The sequence below is a fragment of the Xenorhabdus sp. Sc-CR9 genome (genome assembly GCF_963897815.1).
Taxonomy (GTDB): Bacteria; Pseudomonadota; Gammaproteobacteria; order Enterobacterales; family Enterobacteriaceae; genus Xenorhabdus.
On record NZ_CAWQTY010000222.1, the window covers coordinates 71,615 to 92,362 of the forward strand.

A 20,748-nucleotide genomic window follows, 5' to 3' on the forward strand; every position below is an offset into this window, starting at 1 on the left:
AATCACGAGTGGTGATTAAAATGCGATTTGAAAGTCTTACGTCACAATTAAGGAATGAATTTAATGAAAGTAAGCTGCCGAGTTTACAGTATTCAAATCTTCTGGGGACTCGTGGTGCTGCTGATATAGATTTTAAGGCGATAGCTGATGCATTGGATTGCCACCGTGATTTTTATGGTGCCGGAATTATCTATTCAGATGGTTTGTATAAGCGCTATTTGGTCAGACCATCGAAAAGACGCGGCAGTCAAGTTTCTTCTGAATTAACGCATATTATTATATTTAATCTCGATTCAGGTGTAGCTCCAGAAGTTGAGCTGAAAAAAACGGTTTCAGAACCCAGTTTGATGTTGGAAATTGGTTCTACGGCACTTTCGTGTGGTGGGGCTGTATTAAGTGTATTGGGTGGACTAGGATCAGGTGCGGCGATACCATTTACTGGAGGTGGTAGTACGGCTGGTGTGATTTTAGCTTATAGCGGATTTACTGCGACGGCTGTTCAATGCATAAATGGAGGATACAGAGTTTATCAGCTTACTGCTAATGGAAATGAAGGAGTAGAACATATTGCGTGGTTAGATTCACAGAATTGGTATGTTACAACGACTACAATTTTGGATATAACCTCTCTTGCATCTGGATCTGCGGCATTAAAGGAAGCTTATCAAACCTATAAGATAATGAAGGCCACTTCTCCTCGTAAGGCATCAGAGTGGCTGAAAAGTATGCCAAGACATGAAAGAAAACGCTTAACTGAAGAAATTATGCGACATAACAATCCAGGAATATCTAACCAAGTAATAAAAAGAGCTATAGAGCAAGGGAAATATATCAAACGTTACCCTACAGAAGAGATACAAAAAACGTTACGAAAGCATCTTAAAGACTCACTTATAGCAGGTAGTGGATTTGTAGGAAGTGGTATGACAGGCTCAATCCGAAATCCAGATAATATATTAAAATCAGGAAATTATATTATTGGTACTATCTATTCTATTGCTTATGAAGAATCAATAATTTATTGAGCTTAACCTTATGGTTAATCGGGTTTGTTGTATAAATATTTTGGGCGTTTAGAAAATTATATGAAAATAAAAGAATTTATTTTTGATGCAGGTTTAAGAGAACTCTTTTATAAAGGGAAAGAGTTAGAAAATATGATAAGAAATAATGATCCAGCATTAGAAAATATTATACTGGATGTTAGAGACTATAAGAAATACTTTTGTTCTTCGGGTCAGTATAAGATAAGGCTTTTGATATCTATTATTGCTATGGTTTATCTGTTTTTCTTCTCTGGTGTGGCAGCAGCCCTGCCTGTATTACTTATAAAAAATCCTAGTCATGAAATAATGGCTACTTTTTTCATGTTAACTTTAGTTATTGCTGCTTGTGTTTCATTTTTACATGTCGGATTTACTTTAAAAGGTTATTATTATGGTTCGGTTATACGTAATTATTTAAATTATATTGTATTTTTTTCTAGTTTGTTTATTATATTCTCTAATAAGACATCTAACGTTTCCTCTATTTATTTTATCTTTATAGCAGTATGTTGTTTTGTGATAAAAATAACATTGAACAGTCGTTATTATACTGATTTTATATTAGCTAACATGCGCTATAGAATAGCAATTATTATTGATAGAAAAGAGATGAATAAAATACAAGGGCTTAATAAAAAACAATTAAGAGAATATTCAAGAGCGTTGAAATTGGCAAAACGTAAAAAAATAAGGGATCAAAAAAGAGAAAATCAATCGGTGGAAAAATAGGGTCAAACAGGAATGCTAATATGAATATAATAGAAATATTAACTAACAACCAATTCAAGCATATTTTTAATCTGTATAAAAATATAGAGAAAAGAATAAAAAGTGATGATTGTTCACTTACCCAAGCGGATGATTTCATTAGACTTAAAGAAAAAGCATCTATAAATAGATCTTCAGAAGAGAGTATATTATTGGCTTTGTTTCCTATACTGACATTTGTTTCTTATATAATATTAGTGATTGTTCTTTATGATTTTTATTTTTCTTCTGATCAAGCAGGATTTATTCGCTCTGCCAATATGTTTATTATTTCGGTGGTTTCTTTGCTGGCACTTTATGCTTATAGAGGTAATATCTCCGCTTTAAAAACCCTCAACGCTATGAATACATTGAGTATTGTATTTGCCTTGAGCATTCTTTTGCTTGATTACTTTGTCTATTATATGCACCACGAATGGTATTTATTGATTATCGTTTTTTTTAATTTCTTCTCGAATCGGGTGATCATTAACAGTGCTGCTTTTTCTCAAGCCATGACAGAAATATTGTGGTTTAAAACAACGAACCATCTGCTGAGAAAAAGCGTAGATAAAATAACTGAAGATGATACCGATGAAAGTCATATTAATTCCCCTAATGCCAATGTGTTCAAGAGGTTTTGGCGATATTGTATACTCAATATAAATCTCAATAAGACGTTAAAGGAAAGTAGTGAACTTAATCAGAGAGTGGAAAGTAATGATCCTGCTTTACTGTCAGAAAGAAGATTAAATAAATATCAACATCTGTTGGAATTTAGTGTTCCGAAAAAAGCGGTGTTGATGACATCATTGGTGACGATTTTATTGTTAAAAGTGTATGTGATGGCGACATTTATGTTGTTTTCTTATTTTGATAACAGGGAAGATCTGCCCATCTTATTTTCTGCCGTCGCAGTTGCCATTGTTTTTGCTCCTTTACCCATCTTGCTGACATATCGGGGAGTAACATCAGGATTTAAGATGCTAGCTTTAGCCCGTTATCTTTTTATCGTTATTTTTGCTCTATTGGTGGGATTAAAATTTGTTGCTGGTGTGTTGAATTACAGCAATATCTCTTTGGGCATTATTGCTTTCGATTTCCTACTGATATTCTTTATCTTAAATACGGAATATTACAGCCGCTACCTCAGAGAATTACACTCTTTCTTAGCTTGGCATAAGATAATCAGACAGAATAACGAATAAAATATCGCCATAGAATGAATTTCCTAAAGAATCATGGTGTTATTTAACTCATTGATTGTCATCAACGCAAACGTTTTCTTTTTTTACATTTTCAGAGTAACGATTTGTATGGGTTTCCTGTAGGATAAATCGAAAAATTCTTTTTTTGGGAAACAACATTACATGAGCACAATAACTTCTGGTTCTGCAAACCGTCAGGGCTTGCTTCAGCGCATGTTTAAATTAGAGGAACATGGAACGACAGTTCGTACCGAAATAATTGCGGGGCTGACAACTTTTCTGACCATGGTTTATATTGTCTTTGTTAACCCGCAGATATTGGCGGTGGCAGGAATGGATATTAAGGCTGTGTTTGTCACTACCTGCTTAATTGCTGCGGCAGGCAGTATCATGATGGGATTAATGGCAAACTTGCCTGTAGCCGTTGCTCCTGCGATGGGACTGAATGCGTTTTTCGCTTTTGTCGTCGTTGGTGCAATGGGTATTTCATGGCAAGTCGCGATGGGAGCTATTTTTTGGGGGGCAGTGGGATTATTGATCTTAACTGTCTTTAAAATCCGCTATTGGATGATAGCCAATATTCCATTAAGCCTGCGGGTGGGAATTACCAGCGGTATCGGCCTGTTTATTGCCATGATGGGGCTGAAAAATGCCGGTATTATCGTGCCAAATCCCGACACGATCGTCTCAATTGGCAATTTTGCTTCCCATAATGTTCTGTTGGGCATATTGGGCTTTTTTATCATTGCCATTTTAGCGGCACGCAATTTTCATGCGGCAGTGTTGATCTCCATCATCGTGACGACCGCTATCGGCTTCATGATGGGATATGTGGAGTATCACGGTATTTTTGATCTGCCGCCCAGTGTGATGAGTGTGGTGGGTAACGTTGATGTGAAAGGTGCGCTGGATATCACTTTGGCAGGCGTTATCTTCTCATTCATGCTGGTGAACTTGTTTGACTCTTCCGGCACCTTGATTGGTGTGACAGATAAAGCAGGGCTTGCTGACAGCAATGGTAAATTTCCGCGCATGAAACAAGCATTATATGTGGATAGTATCAGCTCGGTAGCAGGCTCTTACGTCGGGACTTCTTCCGTTACTGCCTATGTTGAAAGCTCTTCCGGTGTTTCTGTAGGCGGTCGTACTGGATTGATGGCGATTGTGGTGGGTATCTTGTTCCTGTTGGTGATATTTATCTCTCCGCTGGCGAGTATGGTTCCTGCTTACGCCACAGCAGGAGCGCTGGTTTATGTCGGTGTTTTGATGACATCCAGCCTGACACGGGTGAAATGGGACGATCTGACTGAATCTGTTCCCGCATTTATTACCGCAGTCATGATGCCATTTAGTTTTTCCATCACAGAAGGGATTGCACTGGGTTTTATCGCCTACTGCGCTATGAAACTGGGAACCGGAAAATGGCGTGAAATCGGTTCCTGTGTGATCGTGGTGACATTGTTGTTTGTATTGAAAATGGTGTTTGTGGATGCCCGCTGAGCACCCTTAAAATGGTGATAAAAGCCTGACAGTATATTTCCATGTCAGGCTTTTTTTGGTTAATGTGACTGAATATTTTCAGGTGCCACAAAACTAATACAAACTGGTTCTACTTCAGAGTTTGGCTGGGGCTGAAAAGAAAACTCTTCCTTATGACTGATTATTAATGCCGGCCATTCCTTGAGTGTATGCCCGAAATTTTCCTCCGCGCAGGTTTTCCCCCGCTCTCCCACCAGTAATGCGCCATGTTCCACAATATTTTTTTCTTTGATATGGCGATTGTAGATATTCGGTGGCGGGCCACCATTTAATTTCCAGAGTTGTATTGTTTCCGGGCGATAGTGGCTGTAGAACGTCATCCATTCATGTAAATATTCCCCACCCACGTAATACAAAGGTGTTGAATGCTGTTCACTCCAGCGCTGATCAAGCTGACGGGTAAAGTCTTTTATCCCGACAAATTTCTGACCGGCTCCACGGATATTTGCCACCATTACGCTGGAATAGCCAATCAACACCAATATGCCGAACACGGTCAGTCCCCGTAATGTGCCTTGCAGAGATTTATGAGGATATACCGTTATTGACCCGACCAACAAAGCTGGCGCAACGATCATAAAAGGCTGCACCCACTCAGTCATGCGCCCGCCCTGATTGAAAGAGAACCAGCCGTAAATAATCAGGAGAGGCAGCAGGATAATGATATTGACCAGCTTGTTGGATTGTTTCTTAGGCCAGCCAATCCGACCACCCAGCATATAAGTAATCACACTGACAATAATCAGCGGGTAAAACACAGAAAGCATTGCACGGGTGGTATGCAGATTGAATCCTGCCTTAATTTGGGAATCGACCCACTTGAACGCGGCAAAGTCGTTATTCACCAGCCACCAGAGATTCGGTAAAACCAGTGCGAGCCACAGGATAATGGCGAGATAAAACAGGGGCTGCCGATAATTGCGCCGCACTTTTGGCACGAACAGGGAGATCAAAAAGACAGAACCGATAATGGCAAGGGAAGAGTACTTCGCCATTGTTGCCAGCCCGGTTGTGAGTGCGAAAGCCAGCCACCATTTGGGATGATCATCAATGGCGCGCAGGAAAAGCAGCAGCGACCACGGCCATAGCATGACCAAAAGGTAATTATCGTTATAAGGAATGATATCAAAGTTGATGATACCGGACAGATTCAGCGTTAACATGGCAAGCCATGCCAGAATGATTTTATCTGTCAGTCGGAAAGCCAGCTGCCAGACACCAAGCATCCCGATGGCAATGGCAACAAAGTGGACAAAATACCAATAAAAGCTGAGCGATATATTGCTGATATGGATAGCAGGGAGCATTATAGCACCGACTAACCACGGGTTTTTTGGGGAACCCCACTCGCCATTGGTGCCCCAGTTCAAGGCTTCTACGGCATCATAAGGAACGGTGGGATCGAGAAAGTAGCTTGCTATTATCCATAACACAGCATAACCAGTGACCCAAAGATACAATGGCATGCGGTAAGAAGAAGTATCAAAAAAACGCATGGTGGTTAATGATCAATTATTTGAGTTAAAGTTAATTAGAATATTAGCCGAACTTTAAGCTATAAGTGAATGACATTGGATGTTATAGGTGGTTTCTGTTAGATTCCGCCGAAAATATCTTGATAAAAGCGAGTTGAGTCACAAGCTATGAGCCCGTTAAAGAAAAAAACACCAGCGAAGCCTTCCGCTGGTAAGCAAAAAAGAAAAAGTCGCGCAGAGCTGGATGCAGAAGGGCGCGAACGCAAACGCCAGAAAAAACGCCGTGGTAACCAGACAGGCAGCCGTAGTAACGGTGATGGCAGAGATAAAAAACGTTCAGCAAGCAATCAGGAAAAAGATCCGCGTATTGGCAGTAAAGTTCCGGTTCCTCTGGTCATTGGCGAAAAAGAAACGCAGGTGAAACCAGTCACTAAGCCTGTTGAGGAGAAACCAGAGCCTCGTTTGTCCCCGCAGGAAGAACTGGCAATGCTGGAAAATGACGAGCGTCTGGATGGCTTGTTAGAGCGTCTTGAGCAGGGCGAAAAACTGTCTGAGGAAGACAACGCCTATGTTGATAATACACTCGACCGGATTGACGTTCTGATGGAAGAGTTGGGTATCAATCCAGAAGATGATGACAGCGAAGAAGAGGAACGGCAGGAAGATATCATGCAGTTGTTGAAGGGTAAATAATTCCTGCTTCAATGAATTGTGATTGTAAAAGGTGGGTTCATCCTAATAACCATAGTATTTGTATGTTATTTATTATGGTTATTAGGTAAACTATGGTGGCTATCGCAACGTAAACGTCGGTTGCGCAGTATCATCATGACACGACATTTCAACTCGATGAAAAAGTTGCGTTTTGATGGGCGTAAACAGCGGAAGGAATAAGCATGCCAGAGCAAGCCATTGTTTGGGATCTGCCTTTGATCCAGAAATACAACTATTCAGGGCCTCGTTATACTTCATATCCAACAGCATTGGAGTTTAACCCGCAATATGATAGCGTTGCTTTTGCGCAGGCTGCTGCCCGTTATCCTGATCGCCCGCTTTCTCTTTATATCCACATCCCGTTTTGCCATAAGCTGTGCTATTTCTGTGGCTGCAACAAGCTGGTTACTCGTCAAAAACACAAGGCGGATGAATATCTAAATGTGCTGGAACAAGAGATTGCGTCCCGGGCTAAATTGTTCTCCCAACGGAAAATCAGCCAGATGCACTGGGGCGGAGGAACACCGACATATTTGGATAAGGCGCAGATTAGTCGGTTAATGTCGATACTGCGCAGCCACTTCTATTTTTTGCCCGATGCCGAGCTTTCCATTGAAATTGATCCGCGTGAAATTGAACTTGATGTTGTTGATCACCTGCGCCATGAAGGTTTTAACCGCCTCAGTATGGGGGTGCAGGATTTCAATAAAGACGTGCAGCGTTTGGTAAATCGTGAGCAGGACGAAGCGTTTATTTTTGAGCTGATCAATCGTGCCCGTGAAACCGGTTTTACATCCACCAGCATTGATTTGATTTATGGCCTGCCAAAGCAGACACCTGAGAGTTTCGCCTTTACATTGCAGCGAGTGCTGGCGTTGTCGCCCGATCGCCTGAGTGTATTTAACTATGCACATTTGCCAAGTCTGTTTGCCGCGCAGCGTAAAATCAAGGAGCAGGATCTACCGGGTGCAATGCAGAAACTGGATATCTTGCAGGAAACCATTGCGACTCTGACAGGCAATGGCTATCAGTTTATTGGTATGGATCACTTTGCCCGTCCTGATGATGAACTGGCGGTTGCTCAGCGCGAAGGCATTTTGCATCGCAATTTTCAGGGATACACGACACAAGGTGAGTGCGATTTACTGGGAATGGGAGTCTCAGCCATCAGTATGCTGGGGGACAGTTATGTACAAAACCAGAAAGATCTGAAAGCCTACTATTCAGCAGTGGAAGAGCAAGGCCATGCATTATGGCGTGGTTTGGCACTAACGCAGGATGATTGTATCCGTCGTGATGTGATCAAGGATTTGATCTGTAACTTCCGGTTGAATTTTGCGGACATTGAGCAGCATTATGGGCTGAACTTCGCTGATTATTTCGCCGAAGATTTGCAATTACTGGCACCGCTGGCCGGAGATGGGCTGGTTGAAGTGACAGAATCACAGATTCAGGTATTACCAAAAGGGCGTCTTCTGATCCGTAATATTTGTATGTGTTTTGATAGCTATCTGCGTAATCAGGTGCGTCAGAGACAGTTTTCGCGGGTAATATAAGTCAGTCAGAAGTGAGAAAGCTCGTAGTGTGAGCTTTCTTGTCTTACTATCTATTCCAACTGTCTATTCCAATTCTTTCAATTTCCGCGTTATCGTATTTCTACCCCAGCCCAATAAGCGGGCGGCTTCCTGTTTATGGCCATTGGTATATTCCAGTGCACAATTAAGCAGTGTCCGCTCCAGTAATGGCAACGCATCGGAGAGAAGATCTGCTTTTCCCTCTTTTAAGGCATGTTTTGCCCATTCAGCCAACAGTTGAGACCAGCTTTCAGAGGAAACTGAGTGTGAAAGAGGTGGGCTTTCTGCTTGCTCAGTTGATTGATTGCCTATCAGGTCCGAGGGAAGATCTTGTACCAGTATTTCCTTGCTGGCAGCCATCACTGTCAGCCAACGGCAGACGTTTTCCAATTGACGGACATTTCCTGACCATGGGAGGTTCATCAAAGCGATTTCAGTCGCGGGATGCAGTACTTTGGCTTCAACGCCTAACTCTTTGGCTGTTTGTTGCAGAAAATGATGCGTCAGACGAGGAATATCTTCCACTCTGTCCCGCAATGGGGGTAGCTGAACACGAATGACATTCAGGCGATGGTAGAGATCTTCCCGGAATTTTCCTTCTGCAACCCGTTGTTCAAGATTCTGGTGAGTGGCGGCAATGATACGAACATCCACCTTCACCGGAGCATAGCCCCCAACTCGATAGAATTGCCCCTCCGCCAGCACCCGCAGTAAACGAGTCTGGATATCCAGCGGCATATCGCCAATTTCATCCAAAAACAGCGAGCCGCCATTGGCTTGTTCAAAACGCCCTTGACGAACCTGGTTTGCTCCCGTAAAAGCCCCTTTCTCATGACCAAACAGCTCAGATTCAATCAAATCTTTTGGAATTGCTGCCATATTCAAGGCAATAAACGGTGCACAAGCGCGTGGGCTATGGCGGTGAAGAGCATGAGCAACCAGTTCTTTTCCCGTGCCAGACTCCCCATTGATCAATACGCTGATAGAAGAACGGGAGAGGCGACCGATAATCCGGTATACGTCCTGCATGGCTGGCGCTTCACCGATCATGTCCGAAACAGATCCAGCCACTTGCGGATGGGAGGAAGATTGATGCTGTTCGCGATAGTGGCTCAGTGCCCGCTCAACCAGTGCAACGGTTTCATCAATATCGAAGGGTTTTGGCAGATAATCGTATGCACCGTGTTGATAAGCACTAACGGCGGCATCTAAATCAGAATGAGCGGTCATAATGATGACCGGAAGTTGTGGATGACTCTGTTTGATCTGATTGAGTAGGCTCAGCCCATCCAGCCCGGGCATACGGATATCTGAAAGCAGAACTTCAGGGCTGCCCTGTGACAGTGCAGCCAGTACAGTATCAGCGTCTTCAAAACAGGCGCATTCCATTCCTGCGCCACTCAGTGCCCGTTCAAGTACCCAACGGATAGAGCTGTCATCATCAACGACCCAGACTTTTCCTCGTTGCATTGTCGCCCTCTACTTCTTGATCAGTTTGATCAGTTATTTCTTGATAGGCAGGTAAATGGAAAATTCCGTATGCCCCGGCCAACTGGTGAATTCGATTTTTCCGGCATGCTGAGTAATAAGATTACGTGTGATGGATAACCCAAGTCCAGTTCCACTTTCATGCCCACTGACCATAGGGTAAAAAAGTGTGTCCTGAATATTGGGTGGGATGCCAGGCCCATTGTCTTCAACATCAATTCTGGCCGCCAGACGGTAACGCTCACTTTGTAAGGTAACCTGAAATGCTGTTCTTGTCCTCAGAGTAATCGTACCGTCTTTTTCGCCCAGAGCTTGCAGGGCATTGCGAGTAATATTCAGTAATACCTGCTCAATTTGGTCAGGGTAGTGGGCTAACTCAGGCAGGCTGGGATCATAATCTTTGATCAGCGTGACATTGGCAGGCATTTCCAATGAAACTAATTGATAAACACGCTCGACCACATGATGGATGCTCTGTCGGGTTTGGGTTCCGGGATGCTGTGGTCCCAGCAACCGATCAACAAGAACACGTAGTCTGTCAGCCTGTTCAATGATCACTTGAGTATATTCCCGCAAATATGGTTCTGGCAGTGCCTTGGCGAGCAGTTGTGCGGCTCCTCGTAACCCGCCAAGGGGATTTTTGATTTCATGTGCCAGCCCCCGAACCAATTCCCGCGCAGCTGCCTGCTGTGCTTGTTGAATCTGCTCTTGGCTTAAACGTCGCTGGCTATCCATAGGTGCTAGTTCCAGCAGAATAAACTGTTCGGAAATTGGCTGGGCACTGAGCGACATCACGTGAGAGTGATTATTAATCACCAATATGACTTCGTTATCGGTAAAGCCATGGCCGCTTATCAAACTAGAACGCATCAATTCTGTATCCAATGAGATATAGCTAAACAGAATTGGAAGGGGTGTGCCGAATAACTTACGTGAACTTTGTGCCAGAAGTTGCATTGCAGAATGATTGGCATAACGGATAATCAAATCATTATCCAGCACTAAGACACTGTTTATCTGTGAGTCGAGAATCTGTTCTGCATCGGGCAAATCAACCATTGTCATTCAATCTCTGCACTTTTTTGGTGCATTGTAGCCTATCTAAGCAACTCAATGGGCTTTCTGTTAAGAATGTATTTTGACTCCTTCGGAATAAGAGTCATTACGTACAATGTGAACCTGCTTATATGCACCGGAAAAGAACCCATCCGAAGATGGGTCAAAGTTTCACGGCAACAAAAAATGAATCACAGTAATATCATCAAGTACAATATTCAGCATTACACACTGTAATACAGTTCAAACTCCAGAGGATGTGGAGCCATACGGACACGTTCAACTTCACCTTGTAATAAATTGATATAAGCATCAATTCCATCATCGGTGAAAACACCACTGCGTGTCAGGAATTCGCGATCTGCATCCAATGCAGCCAAAGCCTCTTCTAAAGAAGAAGCCACAGTTGGGATCTCTTGTGCTTCTTCCGCAGGCAGGTCATACAAGTTTTTATCCATTGCATCACCCGGATGGATTTTATTGATGATGCCATCAAGGCCAGCCATCAGCAGGGCGGAAAAAGCCAGGTAAGGATTCGCTGCCGGATCAGGGAAACGCACTTCAATACGGCGGGCTTTAGTGCTGGCTACAACCGGAATACGGATAGAAGCAGAGCGGTTACGGGCAGAATAAGCCAGCATAACCGGAGCTTCAAAGCCGGGTACCAGGCGTTTGTAAGAGTTAGTGGTTGGATTCGTGAAGGCATTCAATGCACGGGCATGTTTGATAATACCGCCGATATAGTACAGCGCCATCTCAGACAGACCACCGTATTTATCACCTGCAAACAGGTTAGTGCCATCTTTGGATAGTGACATATGGCAGTGCATCCCAGAACCGTTATCACCGACTAATGGTTTTGGCATAAATGTGGCAGTCTTACCATATTTATGGGCAACATTATGAACCACATACTTATAAATTTGGGTTTCATCTGCTTTTTTTGTCATGGTATTAAAACGGGTGGCAACTTCGTTTTGTCCGGCTGTTGCAACTTCATGATGGTGTGCTTCAACCACCAAACCCATTTTTTCCATTGTCAGACACATGGCTGAACGTAGGTCTTGAGAGGAATCTACTGGCGGAACAGGGAAATAGCCGCCTTTGATGCCGGGACGATGGCCTTTGTTACCGCTTTCATAACGTGTGCCGCTGTTCCATGCTGCCTCAGTATCATCAATATGGTAGTAAGAGCCAGAGATGGAACTCCCGAAACGGATATCATCGAACAGGAAAAATTCGGGTTCTGGTCCAAATAAAACGGTGTCTGCAATGCCGCTCGCACGCAAGAAATCTTCCGCGCGTTTGGCAATGGATCGGGGATCGCGATCATAACCTTGCATCGTGCCCGGTTCCAGAATATCGCAACGTATAATGAGCGTGGCATCATTAAAGAAAGGATCAATCATTGCAGTGCTTGGGTCTGGCATTAACACCATGTCGGACTCATTGATACCTTTCCAGCCACCTATAGATGAACCGTCAAACATTTTTCCATCTTCGAAGAAATCGTCATCAACTTGATGGGCAGGGATAGTGATATGTTGTTCTTTACCTTTGGTATCAGTAAAACGTAAGTCAATAAACTTCACCTGATGCTCTTCAATTATGGACAAAACATGTTCAACGGACATACTGAATTCTCCTGGTTTACATCGGCCAGATAAAACTGTGCAAGAAAACTGCTGTTTTATCTAGGGGCGATTGTGTATCTCTGCACAGTCAATTTTTGTGAAATTACTCATGCAAAGATTAATGCGAAAAGCGTGCCAACTTTTAAAAAGTCTTTAATATCAGAGTATGATTTTTTGGCGGCTAGAGAATGGATAGGATAAAGGCCAGTTTTAAAATATTTTGCACTGTATTGGTGACCTTCAGTTACGGGTGTGCACTTAAGTGGTGCGATAGACCGTTCTGGTCGATAGTTCTATAAGTATAGGGATAGGGATAGCCTTCGTGTTTTCCAATTGAGATTTCTTTTCTTCTGACAGAATCCGACTATGATAATCAGGATATCTCCATACTATCTGCAGTTTCATTATTTTTAAATTTGGTACAGGTAATAAGTAATTTGTCTATACCCCATGGATTCACTAAATAACATATGATGAATACCACCTCTATAAGAGGCGGTATTTATTTAAGAACAAATTGAATAACCAGCTAATATTAATGAGAATTAGTACATTAATTTGTAATATATGTTGAATAGCTAATCTGATTATCAATATTTGCTTCGCTGTTATTTCCGCCACCTGGCTCATATCCCCAGGTCACGACCCTTTTATCCGCTGTCAGGGCTGCAAATGCTCTTCCTGTCGCGTAGATAGCCCTTACATCTTTCAATTGATCTTTGACATTTGTACAATCACCGCCAAAATCGCTTTCTCCCCAAGCGGTTACTGTCCCATCTTTGTGTAATGCAGCACATGCATTTGCTGTACACGTTACCTGAACAATATTCTCATTACATCCGCTGGGTGGCTCATACTTAGAGGGTGTATTTATATTGTAATCATGGGATATCTGGGCTTTATAGGATTGTGTCCTAAACATGACACATTCGTAATTACCAGATATATCTGTGATATTATCGTATGTCTTAATGAAGTCGAAAGGTGGATTTGGTGGTACATTCAGAGTCATCGTCAACTTATTGTCAGTACCCAGAATTGCTCTACCTCGCACGTTCTCAATAATATTCAGCTCATTTTCACCATTTAAGATATCCCACTCAGAAGGATTAACTGATTGAATGGCTAAATCTCCGGGTACTGGATAGATACCATCAAATTTAGGAGGAATAGGCGCTGCGAATGTTAAAAGCTCTGCTGTACCATCCTTATGGATAAACGTGAAATAACACCCAGCAGGTACAATTGCACGAGGATAACTGTAGTCTCGACCTAGTATCGTTGAATATGGAAATCCTAACCAACCGTTAGGAACCTCATCATCCATTCTGAGCCATAATGAGTGCTGAGTTTCAGTATTAAAGCCAAAGACAGCATCATCATTTCCGACAAGGATAGTCTTTTCAGCAGGTCCCAGATTCACTGACGGCTGTTGCCTTGCTCCCATGCCCCATATATCAATATTACCATCCTCTGTCATGGCCAGGACATTCAGACCGCCCATTGTAAGATCAATGTATTTTTTAGATTGAGATTGTTGTGGTGGTGACATGTGCATCGACGTTGTTGTAGACCAGAGTGTTATGCTGCCATCGTTATGTAAGGCTCCATAACCGTATCCAGATGCTACTACTTTTTTCACATTCGAGTCGGTCAGGCCACCAGTTGTCACTTGTGGCGCCCTCTCTATTGCTCCCCAGGCGTATAGATTTCCGGAATCAGTTAATGCGGCGAAACTAGATGCAAAAGATTCTGGAACACCGACTGGTTTACCTGGAGGAGTATCTCGAAAAGGGTTATCACGGGCTGCTGTACCACCATTACCAAAAATATTAATGGGGTTTATTATATACATATATTTCCCACTGGGAAGAGAAGTAACGGCTATTGGTATATCTGGTGCGTTATCATAGAAATGATCACTTATAGTTGCGTGATAATTTTTATCATTATACTGCCAACTTACATTGGCTTTTGGAGTATCACTATATTGCCAAGTAACTGACACGGGATTTCCCTCCTCATCCCACGCAGTCAAGCACTGTGGTCCAAAGAGAGCATTAGCCGAAGTGTAAAGAATGGAGCGTGCACCCATGACGATAAAAGGTTTTTCTGTTACTACGGGCTGTTTAATAACATTTATACTCACAGACTGTGAGTAAGCTATATTCTCAGCAGTATCAGATGTTGTATAACTAACGTCATACTTTTGTTCTTTGAGTTGATCTTTACTAACATGTAATTCGTAATAATTACTAGGTATGCTAGCTATCGTCAAAGTTGGTCCACTGAAAGCATCTTGAGAACTACCTGAGAATTTAAAGTGAACCGTAATACTGTCCTCTTTGATAAGATAAGAGCCTACTGGTACGAATATTTGAATTATATCCCCTTTTATTTTAGATAGATCCAAAATGCCATTGTCGGATTGAGGTAAAAGAGGAAGAGGAAGAGAGTTATTTCCGCTCATAATTAAATCCTTATTTTTATTGGTAGATATGGAGTTTATTTATAATTAAAAGTGAAGATTGAGTGTAAATTAAATTATTGAAATTAACTAATGAAAATAACTTATCGCATATTCATGCCATAAATATAATTTTGTTGTTATAATTAATGGTGTTGTGAGTAATGACGGAGTTGTAAAAAAAGTAAGTAAATAAATAAAATAAAGATGCGTGATAATGATTTTTAATCACACTGAATTATAATTTCACCCGATATTATAGAGTAATCTGAGTTTATTTTATACAGAGAAAGGTAGGAAGTGGATTTTTAGGTTTTATTAATGGATAATATATATTAGTGTAATAATCTATGTGTTACCATGTATTTAATTACGTTTTAAAAACTAAATGATGTTACGGATGATATTGACAGAGGTAGGGGTAAATTATGTCTTTTATTATTAAATGAAAATATTCAGATATTATGGTTTTATTGACAATCGATATGATTGACGATCAGAGAAAATATGTGATTATAATAAGCGATTTTAACGGGCATATAATAATAAAATATATAATCTAGTTTTTATTTTTGAATGTTATTCAAATGGAATAATCATGTCTTAAATACAAGCTATATCTAAAATTAATATTTAAATTCTGATAGGTATAAATTGGCCTCTTATAAAAAATAAGAGGCCATGAGTGTTATTAAAAATCATTAATTTAATGTCAGTTATTCACATTGCAACCCCGGAGCAGCAGGTTGAGTATCAATTTTTCCTTTCCAGGTGGTACCATTGCCAAGTGCAACTCCATCTTTACTAACAGTATAAGAAAAATTAATCTGACCATGATGATCCTCATCATATGAATCAGTACCTGCAAGATATGTCTGGGAAACATCTATTATTATATTATTACCTGAATTTGGCATTTTTATTGTACCCAAAGGCTGATCCAGGCTTTTTTGTTTAGCTCTTATATGCAATGTTAAAGAGACTTCAGAGCCTGAAGGGACTTTTGTTGTATCATTAGAACCACTGGAACCCGGTATTTTTACAAATAGTCCTGCGTGATCTTTATTTTGCTTATAATTAGATATTGCATTACAATTTACTATATCATTTTCAGTAATTAAATATTTCGGATCAACTCCATAGCTAGAGTAAATCTCACATTTTTCATAAATATTATCCATTGGATGTTGATATTTTACATATGTTACATCCTGAGGAATTGATACAAATTTATCGGCGGAACGTTTAATAATTATGTAAAAAAACGAATAATCCTTATTACTATCTAAAAAAGCTTTCTTATAAGGTATAGGGAAATCGTTCAACTGATCTGGGAGATTTGTCAATGGAATGGCATCACCAACCATCAAGCCATCAACAAAGAAAAAAATCGTATCATCACTTGATGCATCATCATACATTGGTACTTTAACAGAAAATGTTGGAGAATCTGTAGTTGGATGTAGTTTTCCATTAATTTCATCTTTAATTTCTGGAGGCATCAATGTATGAGATTGATCTACTGGACTACTATCAATTATATATAAAGTTTTGTCAGATGAAATTGTACCACTAACACCCGCTATATAAGAATAAAGATTGAAGACGACCGCATCTTCTTGTTTTGCAAAAACATAAAACTCTAAATAACCGTTATTGTCTGTGTTTATGGTAAACCCATTGAAATTCACCATATCCCTAATTTCTATTTTAGATTTTTCATCAGACTTAGATTTATAAAAACTGACTCTGTCATATACTTTATCTATATCAACTATATCAATAGGAGTACCTGATAATCCTGTTGTTCCATCCCCAGCTAGCACTTTTGCATGAACTTTAGTAAAATATCGTCCATCAACCCCATCAGAAGGGACATTTTTATGAGTAGGGACTCTTAGAAAGTCAGCTCCCGTTTTCAATCGCAATGAAGATTTGTCAAGTGTTCGTGCAATATACTCGACTCTCTGTTCTGGAAAACCTACTGCATTCGAATCTGGCTCAATATAAAATTGAACTAAATTTTTATCTATAACATCATCATAAATATATAGTTGAATAGTTATAATGCCTTTAGTTCCATTATCATAAAGCTTTATTGGTGGAATGGAATCTTGAAGATCAACATTATTCGTTTTTTTTATCGTAATGCTGGCATCACTTGAGATTGGTTCATCAGAAGTCAAAATAATATCAAGAAAGAATGTTTGGCCTATTATTACATCTGATTTATTCTCTACAGAAGTATTAATTTTTTTACTCATGGTTATTCCTTTATTTTTAATTTATTAAAAATGTCAAAGTTCACTACCTACTGTTTCAATTCGACTTTCCCATGTATGACTATATGTTCGTCCATTATCGCCCAAAACATAGTACTCAAAATAGATTATTGCGGAATTTTGATTTGAGTCATGTGAAAAATCTATAATTGAGTTATAATCTATATAAATAACAGTAGTAGATGTATTTCCTTTATTGTTATCTGCAACTTTATTAATCTCGCAAGAGATTTCTTTATAATTATTTACATCTTTATCATATCGACCCGCTCCATTATACAACCCCCCATTCAGATACATTTTAAAATGAATTTTATCGCCGAATTTTGGTTTGCTTACATCATTTTCATCATTTGTTCCTATTAACTTTATAAATAAACTATAACCACCATTATTTTTGTGATTTTTTATATTTAAGCTGTTAATGTAGTATGTTTCCGATAATATTCTATCATTATCGTTTTCATTCAAAGGAGGATGGCTGTTAGGGTCTGCCCAGCTAGAATACACAATAGGTTTATCAAAAACGCGATTTATTCGATCTGATGGTTTATTATCTCCCCCCCCGATATAAGTGAAATCTAATTTTTCCGAATACAGGCTACGTCCATCAACTGTAACAACCACATAATACAGTTCTGATGGTTTATTTATTTCAAAATCATCATAATAAATTTGATAATTATAATAACTAGAAAATGGTTCTCTGATTTTTTTCACTGAAGGAAAAGAATTTCCATTATTATCCTTGGTGAAAAATAGCACAGTGTCTCCATCCGATGGACTATCATAGTTAGGAACTTTGACATCAAACATCAGGTTTGAACCATAAGCACTGAGATTGCCATCATCAAGATCAGGTATTATTATTCTTGAAATTAGTAAACTTTGATCACTGGGTTTATGACTAATAATATAGATGTCAGGAACAGAAAAAATAATATTTTTTCCTGGTAACTCAACACCTAATTGAATTTTCGAAGGAATACCTTTTTTGGGATAAACTCTAAAATTAACATTTCCATCTGAATCAATGGGAATAGGAACAAAAATATTATCACCTGAAGTAACTGGGGGAATAATTTTAAGAGCCTGATCTCCTGATGGTTCATTCGTAATAGTAATTTTATGTACTATATAATCACCAATAGATGAATAAATATGAAAAATATTATTATTCATTGACTTATCTGATATATTGGTCATTTTCATAGAATAGCGGATGAAATTATCTTTGATATCTTCAATATTTTCATTTTTATCTGGCGTATAACAAAAAGATTTATTTATATGAACTTTTACTCTAAGTTCATCAAATTGACTGTTTATCATATAATCCTCTATTAATTGTTTAATAACCACCTTTCTCTTGCACATTAAACAGATAACTTAATTAAATGTATAATAGAAAATAGTTATCACCCGATAACCATAGAAACACCATTAAATAAAAACAACGCCATAAAAATAATAAAGCTGAATTTTTATAAAAAATCCAACTATTATAAAATAAAATATAGATTACACTTTTATTTTATTAGGGATGTTTATGCGTCAGGTGAGCAACCTTCAAGGTTATCATCTCGCATGTTTGTTTCAGTGCCAATAGCTGCAACCCAAATATGACTATAAGTTTTGGTACCATTTCCATCATCAATATAGTAATCAAAAAATAATTCCCCATATTCACCATTATAATTTGTTGCCCGACTAAGAGCACAATATGGTATTGGCACTATATTTCCACCTTCTTTCTCCAGATTGAATTTATAAAATTTCTGATTGTTTCTAGTGTCAGATGTATAATAAAGATCTACACCACCAGACTGACCAACCGTTGGCAATGATTTATTATTTGGGTACTTAGAGGCTGGTACTATAACATACAGACCAACAGCTTTATTAATATCGACATGCTCGTAGTCTTTTTGGAAGCTTATTGAAGCTGTATTAACCGGTGTATATTCATCAACCAAACTTTCATTACTGGATAAGTCAATAGGTAAATCTACAGTACTATCATAAACCCTAACTTTATCATATTGTCTATAAATTTGCTCTTTAGGATTTTTTTCTTCTCCTCCCAAATATGTTACTGAGATAGGATAACTATAGTTTATTTGTCCATCTACTGGTGAAATAACATAATAAAAACCAACCTCTTCTTTTAGTGGGAAAGAGTTATATGGAAATGAAAAAATACGTTTACCTACACTATCTTCACTCTGAAAAGTAGATATAGGCTGAAGCAATGTTGGTTTATCACCAATTTTTTTTTGTACAAAAAATAAAATAGCATCCCCATCCTGATAATTAGAATATTTAGGTATTTTTACATGGAAACTTTTAGAAGAAGATCTTAAATTCTGTCTTATGCAATTATCAGAATCTAATTCTCGTATTATCGGATAACCTAATGTACCTATACCATTTGAGGGTGTTACTATATATAAAGCATATTCTAGGGTAAATCTAGTCACTCCTAGAATTGCTGTCATTAACTCTAATCTTACTGCTGTATCTTTCTTAGGATAAATTCTAAATTTAATGTTTCCGTTTAAATCAGAATAAACTGTGATAAATTGTGTCTCTTTTACTGTCTCAACGGGAATTTCTTCAGGCAATTCCCCATCTGTAGTAAAAATAACTTGATTAATCGCTTTGTTGGACATAGCACTAATTGTCACACCAACATTCTTGAGTAAATTTCCTTTGTTATCTTTTATTATAGAAGAAATAACAACATACTCATTATGTGGATCTTTGGTACTATTCTCTGTTATTGGTGTAATTAAATAATTTTTATCATAATCCAAATGTATGTGGCTATCACTTGCTATTTTTTTTGCTGTATAGCTGACTTGTTTCGGTGTAATTTCTTGTACATCCTTACCTGAAAGCGAAACAGCATGAACAGTATAATTAACTGGTACATCTGCGATCAGCTGATGATTAATTTGCAATTGAAATGTTGCATAGCCACAGGTTTTATCAGAATTTATTCTCCAATCATCAATGTTAATTGCTTGAATGGAATTAGTACCATCTTTTATTAAAATATGACTTATTTTTTCAAGTATGGGTTGATCAGCCGAGAGTATTACTTTTAAATAACAAACTTGTCCAATAATAACATCTGAACCTGACTTTATGGATACACAAAGTTCCCCATTATTGCATAAATTATGCTGTGCATCTGATATATTCATATTATCCCCCATTTCATTAATTATAAAATTAATGAAAAATAATTTCAAATAATAAAGTTCAATTTAAAAAACAGTAATTCTTACTTCCACCATCTATGGATGGTGGAGTTATTTAAAGTTAAAAAATTATTATCCATTATTCAATCAACAATTGAAGTCGGCTGAACATCCCCGCAGATAATCTGGATCTTGTCCTACTTGTACAGTATTAAGATCAACTTGCCAAACTTTGCTATAAGTGCGCGTTCCATTATCATCTTCTACATAATATTCGAAATACAGGGTTCCTTCTGCACCACTGTGGTACCC

Annotated in this window: 14 protein-coding genes; 6 read left to right on the forward strand and 8 right to left on the reverse strand. The window is 39.0% G+C overall.

The genetic code is table 11. From position 1 onward, the window contains the following. The first annotated feature begins 20 nt into the window (after positions 1 to 20). From AACQ81_RS17895 to AACQ81_RS17910, 4 genes are all read left to right on the forward strand, one after another. On the forward strand, positions 21 to 1,025 hold the full coding sequence (locus tag AACQ81_RS17895; protein ID WP_237385789.1) for a hypothetical protein: 1,005 nt from the start codon (positions 21 to 23) through the stop codon (positions 1,023 to 1,025). Between the two features lie 60 nt (positions 1,026 to 1,085). Beyond that, positions 1,086 to 1,775, forward strand: a complete 690-nt coding sequence (locus AACQ81_RS17900; RefSeq protein ID WP_237385790.1) for a hypothetical protein — start codon at positions 1,086 to 1,088, stop codon at positions 1,773 to 1,775. Positions 1,776 to 1,795: 20 nt separating this feature from the next. Further along, positions 1,796 to 3,001: a hypothetical protein gene (locus tag AACQ81_RS17905; RefSeq protein ID WP_237385791.1), complete on the forward strand. Its 1,206-nt coding sequence runs from the start codon at positions 1,796 to 1,798 to the stop codon at positions 2,999 to 3,001. Positions 3,002 to 3,163: 162 nt separating this feature from the next. Beyond that, positions 3,164 to 4,501 carry an NCS2 family permease gene (locus AACQ81_RS17910; RefSeq protein ID WP_237385792.1) on the forward strand — a complete coding sequence of 446 codons (1,338 nt, stop codon included), beginning with the start codon at positions 3,164 to 3,166 and terminating at the stop codon, positions 4,499 to 4,501. A 59-nt stretch (positions 4,502 to 4,560) separates the two neighbouring features. Here the strand turns inward: AACQ81_RS17910 and AACQ81_RS17915 are convergent, their stop codons facing one another. Then, the gene (locus AACQ81_RS17915) at positions 4,561 to 6,036 is read right to left on the reverse strand and encodes an ArnT family glycosyltransferase (RefSeq protein ID WP_237385793.1); all 1,476 of its coding nucleotides are present in this window, start codon (positions 6,034 to 6,036) and stop codon (positions 4,561 to 4,563) included. A 147-nt stretch (positions 6,037 to 6,183) separates the two neighbouring features. Between AACQ81_RS17915 and yihI the strand changes: the two genes are divergently transcribed. Further along, positions 6,184 to 6,708, forward strand: coding sequence for a Der GTPase-activating protein YihI (gene yihI / locus AACQ81_RS17920; protein ID WP_237385794.1), 525 nt, complete (start codon positions 6,184 to 6,186; stop codon positions 6,706 to 6,708). Between the two features lie 203 nt (positions 6,709 to 6,911). Further along, positions 6,912 to 8,285: an oxygen-independent coproporphyrinogen III oxidase gene (gene hemN, locus AACQ81_RS17925; protein WP_237385795.1), complete on the forward strand. Its 1,374-nt coding sequence runs from the start codon at positions 6,912 to 6,914 to the stop codon at positions 8,283 to 8,285. 63 nt (positions 8,286 to 8,348) lie between these two features. On the opposite strand, the gene glnG is transcribed toward hemN, so the two are convergent. The 7 genes from glnG to AACQ81_RS17960 form a co-directional block, all read right to left on the reverse strand. After that, positions 8,349 to 9,773: a nitrogen regulation protein NR(I) gene (glnG, locus tag AACQ81_RS17930; RefSeq protein WP_237385796.1), complete on the reverse strand. Its 1,425-nt coding sequence runs from the start codon at positions 9,771 to 9,773 to the stop codon at positions 8,349 to 8,351. Positions 9,774 to 9,806: 33 nt separating this feature from the next. Further along, entirely contained in the window at positions 9,807 to 10,856 is a 1,050-nt protein-coding gene (gene glnL / locus AACQ81_RS17935) for a nitrogen regulation protein NR(II) (RefSeq protein WP_237385797.1), read from the reverse strand. A gap of 215 nt (positions 10,857 to 11,071) precedes the next feature. Next, the gene (gene glnA, locus AACQ81_RS17940; RefSeq protein ID WP_237385798.1) at positions 11,072 to 12,481 is read right to left on the reverse strand and encodes a glutamate--ammonia ligase; all 1,410 of its coding nucleotides are present in this window, start codon (positions 12,479 to 12,481) and stop codon (positions 11,072 to 11,074) included. A 553-nt stretch (positions 12,482 to 13,034) separates the two neighbouring features. After that, positions 13,035 to 14,951, reverse strand: coding sequence for a hypothetical protein (locus tag AACQ81_RS17945; protein ID WP_237385799.1), 1,917 nt, complete (start codon positions 14,949 to 14,951; stop codon positions 13,035 to 13,037). A gap of 713 nt (positions 14,952 to 15,664) precedes the next feature. Further along, positions 15,665 to 17,212, reverse strand: coding sequence for a hypothetical protein (locus AACQ81_RS17950; RefSeq protein ID WP_237385800.1), 1,548 nt, complete (start codon positions 17,210 to 17,212; stop codon positions 15,665 to 15,667). A 33-nt stretch (positions 17,213 to 17,245) separates the two neighbouring features. Beyond that, entirely contained in the window at positions 17,246 to 18,562 is a 1,317-nt protein-coding gene (locus tag AACQ81_RS17955) for a hypothetical protein (protein WP_237385801.1), read from the reverse strand. A gap of 215 nt (positions 18,563 to 18,777) precedes the next feature. Next, a complete protein-coding gene (locus AACQ81_RS17960) occupies positions 18,778 to 20,439 on the reverse strand; it encodes a hypothetical protein (protein WP_237385802.1) in 1,662 nt (553 codons plus the stop codon). Between the last annotated feature and the right edge of the window lie 309 nt (positions 20,440 to 20,748).

What these genes read in the sequence shown, in the direction of transcription:
- AACQ81_RS17895 (WP_237385789.1), top strand. Translation starts at nt 21, where the DNA reads ATGCGATTTGAAAGTCTTACGTCACAATTAAGGAATGAATTTAATGAA.
- AACQ81_RS17900 (WP_237385790.1), top strand. Translation starts at nt 1,086, where the DNA reads ATGAAAATAAAAGAATTTATTTTTGATGCAGGTTTAAGAGAACTCTTT.
- AACQ81_RS17905 (WP_237385791.1), top strand. Translation starts at nt 1,796, where the DNA reads ATGAATATAATAGAAATATTAACTAACAACCAATTCAAGCATATTTTT.
- AACQ81_RS17910 (WP_237385792.1), top strand. Translation starts at nt 3,164, where the DNA reads ATGAGCACAATAACTTCTGGTTCTGCAAACCGTCAGGGCTTGCTTCAG.
- AACQ81_RS17915 (WP_237385793.1), bottom strand. Translation starts at nt 6,036, where the DNA reads ATGCGTTTTTTTGATACTTCTTCTTACCGCATGCCATTGTATCTTTGG.
- yihI (WP_237385794.1), top strand. Translation starts at nt 6,184, where the DNA reads ATGAGCCCGTTAAAGAAAAAAACACCAGCGAAGCCTTCCGCTGGTAAG.
- hemN (WP_237385795.1), top strand. Translation starts at nt 6,912, where the DNA reads ATGCCAGAGCAAGCCATTGTTTGGGATCTGCCTTTGATCCAGAAATAC.
- glnG (WP_237385796.1), bottom strand. Translation starts at nt 9,773, where the DNA reads ATGCAACGAGGAAAAGTCTGGGTCGTTGATGATGACAGCTCTATCCGT.
- glnL (WP_237385797.1), bottom strand. Translation starts at nt 10,856, where the DNA reads ATGACAATGGTTGATTTGCCCGATGCAGAACAGATTCTCGACTCACAG.
- glnA (WP_237385798.1), bottom strand. Translation starts at nt 12,481, where the DNA reads ATGTCCGTTGAACATGTTTTGTCCATAATTGAAGAGCATCAGGTGAAG.
- AACQ81_RS17945 (WP_237385799.1), bottom strand. Translation starts at nt 14,951, where the DNA reads ATGAGCGGAAATAACTCTCTTCCTCTTCCTCTTTTACCTCAATCCGAC.
- AACQ81_RS17950 (WP_237385800.1), bottom strand. Translation starts at nt 17,212, where the DNA reads ATGAGTAAAAAAATTAATACTTCTGTAGAGAATAAATCAGATGTAATA.
- AACQ81_RS17955 (WP_237385801.1), bottom strand. Translation starts at nt 18,562, where the DNA reads ATGATAAACAGTCAATTTGATGAACTTAGAGTAAAAGTTCATATAAAT.
- AACQ81_RS17960 (WP_237385802.1), bottom strand. Translation starts at nt 20,439, where the DNA reads ATGAATATATCAGATGCACAGCATAATTTATGCAATAATGGGGAACTT.